Below are 3,543 nucleotides of genomic sequence, written 5' to 3'. Positions count from 1 at the left end.
CGGGTCGCGGAGCGGGTTGCGCATGCGCTCGCGGCGTCGGGCATTGCGATCGTCGGCGGCGGCAAGCAAGGCGTGATGGAGGCGGCCGCACGCGGCGCGCATGCGGCCGGCGGGTGCGCGATCGGGCTGCTGCCCGAAGAAGATGCGCGCGATGCGAACCCGTATCTGACGGTCGCGCTGCCGACCGGGCTCGGCATCACGCGCAACGCGCTGATCGCGCGCGCGTCGCTGTGCCTGATCGCGGTGGGCGGCGGGCTCGGCACGCTGTCCGAGATCGCGCTCGGGCTGCAATGGGGCAAGCCGGTGTTCACGATTTGCGACGCACCGCCGGTGGCGGGCGTCGAGTGCTTCGACGAAACGGATCCGCTCGTCGCGCGTGTCGCGCGGTGGCTCTCCGATTCGGCGTAGGTCTGGAGATGTGCGGTATCGCCTGATGTCATCTGTATAAATAGGAATCCTATACATGAAGAAGTTAACCATGATCCTGTGCGCGGCGGGGTGCGTGTCCGCGACCGCCCATGCACAGGGCACCGTCACGCTATACGGGATCGTCGATGCGGGGCTGGGCTATACGAGCAACCAGCGCGTCGCGACGAACAAGGGCTCGCTCGGCACGCCGGTCGCGTATCGCGGCGCGTCGAGCTACAGCTTCGCGAGCGGCACGTGGTCCGGCAGCCGTTGGGGCCTGAAGGGCAAGGAAGACCTCGGCGACGGGCTTGCCGCGATCTTCCAGCTCGAGAACGGCTTCAACATCGGCAACGGGCAGCTCGGCCAGGGTGGCCGGATGTTCGGCCGGCAGGCGTGGATGGGGCTGTCGAGCACGCGCTTCGGCACGCTGACGATGGGCCGCCAGTACGATCCGATCGTCGATTTCGTCGGCACGATCGGACCCGGCTCGTTCCTGACCGGCATGGGCGCGCATCCGGGCGACCTCGACAACATCGACAACCAGGCGCGCGAAAACAACTCGGTCAAGTACGTCAGCCCGAAATTCGGTGGCTTCACGTTCGGCGCGCTGTACGGCTTCGGCAACCAGGCCGGCAGCGTGAAGAACCAGAATACGTGGAGCGTCGGCGGCCAGTACGTGAACGGCCCGTTCGCGCTCGGCGCGGCCTATCTGTATGCGACCAACGCGTTCGGCGCGAACGCCGGCGCATGGACGGGTTCGTATGACGGCACGTTCGCGTCATCGATCAACGAAGGCTTCGCGTCGTCGAAGAGCATGCAGATCGTCGCCGCGGCGTCGACCTACCAGATCGGCGCGGTCACGCTCGGCGTGTCGTACAGCAATACGCAGTACCGCGCGGGCGCGTTCTCGACGTTTCGCGGCACGGCGAACTACAACTCGGCGGGCGGCACGGTGTCGTGGCAGGCGTCGCCGGCGCTGCGCGTCGCGGCCGGCTACGACTTCACGCGCGGCAGCTCGATCGGCGGCCAGTCCGCGCCGAAGTACCACCAGCTGAACCTCGCGTCGTACTACAACCTGTCGAAGCGGACCGCGCTGTACGGTCTCGTCGGCTACCAGAAGGCGAGCGGCAAGACGCTCGACGCATTCGGCAACGTGGTCGACGCGACGGCGTCGGTCGGCGACGTCGGCAACGGCATCTCGTCGGCCGGCGACACGCAGACGCTCGTGCGCATCGGGATGCGGCATACGTTCTGATCGGACAACCGTGCTCCGGCGAATTCGGCCCGGCGCCCGTGTGAAGCGGGCGCCGGGCTTTTTTGTCGAGGCGGGAAAGCGGCGAGCCCGGCATTGCGATGTGGGCGGACAGGCTTGAATTCCGCGGCGCAACACGCCATATTGGTCGGGCATCATCATTCAACGACGCACGAAGAGGAATTCCCATGCGCCTGATTCTCGCCCTGCTGCTGCCGTGGTTCCAGTTCTTCACGATCGGCCGCCCGTTCGCCGGGATCATCTGCCTGATCCTGCAAATCACGCTGATCGGCTGGATCCCGGCCGCGATCTGGTCGGTCTATGCACTGAGCCAGTACAAGACGGATCGCAAGATCGAAGCGGCGCTGGGCGGGCAAAAGTAGCGCTCTGCAGCAACTCGGCGTTTCTCCCACCGGGAACGATGGCGAAGATCCTGTTTCGGCAGATTTCTACATAAGTTAGCCGGCGTTCCGGGCACAATTTATGTGGATTTGTGCCGAAATGATCATGCTCGGGGTAAATAGGCGACGCCATGGACAAACGCTATGACGCGCTGCCGCTTCCCGAACAGCTTTCGCTCCGACGACAAGCGATCGAAGACGTGCTCGCGCATCCCGAGTGGTCGTCGCGCGAATCGGTACGTCATCTGAAGAAGACGGTTCAGGATATCGAACAAGGTCGCAGCGACGGGACGGTGCAGACGATGAACCGCATCTTCGGCATGCCGGGATTGAAGCTCGGTGTGGTGCGACAGAATACATAGCCGGCCGTGACGGCGCATCCGCCTTGGGCTGCTTCATCGGTTTCTGCCTTCTACCCCTCGCCGGCTATCCCGCCACCGCCCCCTCCAGCGCCTCCGCCCGCGCGAACAGCCAGTCGACGAACGTACGCAGCGACGGATCGTCGTCGTCGCGATACAGGCAATGAAACGGCGGCCCTTCCAGGTGGACTTCCGGAAACAGCGCGACGAGCCGCCCGTGCTCGAGGTCGTCGCGCACCACCGCGCGCGGCGCGAGGCACACGCCGAGCCCGCTCGCGGCGGCCTTGGTCATCAGGAAGAACTCGCGATAGAACGGCCCGCGCAGCGTCTCGGTGACGACCGAGCCCGCCTGGTGGAACCAGTATTGCCACGCCTGCGGCAAGCCCGCGTAATGCAGCAGCGGCGCGTTGCGCAGGTCGGCCGGCGTACGCACCTGGTCGAGCACCGGGTGGCCGGGCGCACACACCGGCACCGCGACGGCCGCGAGCAGCGGCCGCGACACGAATCCCTTGCGGCGCAGCTCCGGCGTATAGCGGCGAACCACGATGTCGCAGGTTTCGTCGAACTGGTCGTGCTCGGTGTCGGGCGTCGTGACGAGTTGTACGTCGATATCCGGATGCTCGGCCTGGAACGCAGCCAGTTGCGTGAGCAACCATCCGTGTGAGAAAGACACCGACGCGTTGATCCGCACCGGATGGCCGCCGACGGGCTCGAACATCTGCCCGGTTGCCTGCGCGAGCCGGCCGAGGCAGCTCGCGACGTCGACGAGGTAATGCCGCGCGCGCGGCGTGAGCCGCAACGAGCGTCCGTCGCGCTCGAACAGCTTCTGGCCGAAGAACGATTCGAGCACGCGGATCTGCTGGGCGACCGCGCTCTGGGTCACGTTCAGCTCGTCGGCGGCGAGGGTGAGGCTCTGCAGGCGGCCGGCAGCTTCGAAGCTGCGCAGCGCGTTCAGGGGTGGCAATCGGCGCATCGTGAGATCGCGAAGAAAAGCTACACAGTGGGTCAAAAAATGTCGTTTGTGGCGGCCGGGGCGCCTCCCTATCATGGCGCCGACAGGAGAGAACGCCCCGATGACGATCATATCGCCACCCGACGCCCGGGCAACCGGAATTCGCCACCG

General features: G+C 66.0%; 5 protein-coding genes. 4 read left to right on the top strand and 1 reads right to left on the bottom strand.

The features are described 5' to 3' along the window. The 4 genes from JYJ84_RS31670 to JYJ84_RS31655 all read left to right on the top strand — a co-directional run. A partial coding sequence (locus JYJ84_RS31670; protein ID WP_205189935.1) for an LOG family protein occupies positions 1-408 on the top strand: 408 nt, incomplete at its 5' end. Between the two features lie 55 nt (positions 409-463). After that, positions 464-1,663: a porin gene (locus JYJ84_RS31665; RefSeq protein WP_175222463.1), complete on the top strand. Its 1,200-nt coding sequence runs from the start codon at positions 464-466 to the stop codon at positions 1,661-1,663. A gap of 185 nt (positions 1,664-1,848) precedes the next feature. After that, on the top strand, positions 1,849-2,043 hold the full coding sequence (locus JYJ84_RS31660) for a YqaE/Pmp3 family membrane protein (RefSeq protein WP_175222464.1): 195 nt from the start codon (positions 1,849-1,851) through the stop codon (positions 2,041-2,043). A 149-nt stretch (positions 2,044-2,192) separates the two neighbouring features. Beyond that, positions 2,193-2,423 carry a transcriptional regulator gene (locus JYJ84_RS31655; protein WP_175222465.1) on the top strand — a complete coding sequence of 77 codons (231 nt, stop codon included), beginning with the start codon at positions 2,193-2,195 and terminating at the stop codon, positions 2,421-2,423. A 64-nt stretch (positions 2,424-2,487) separates the two neighbouring features. Here JYJ84_RS31655 and JYJ84_RS31650 read toward each other — a convergent pair whose 3' ends face one another. Next, complete coding sequence (locus tag JYJ84_RS31650; RefSeq protein ID WP_226217488.1) at positions 2,488-3,393, bottom strand: LysR substrate-binding domain-containing protein; 906 nt, start codon at positions 3,391-3,393, stop codon at positions 2,488-2,490. Between the last annotated feature and the right edge of the window lie 150 nt (positions 3,394-3,543).

Source organism: Burkholderia sp. LMG 13014, assembly GCF_905232215.1.
Taxonomy (GTDB): Bacteria; Pseudomonadota; Gammaproteobacteria; order Burkholderiales; family Burkholderiaceae; genus Burkholderia.
This window is presented reverse-complemented; position numbering and strand designations above follow the sequence as displayed.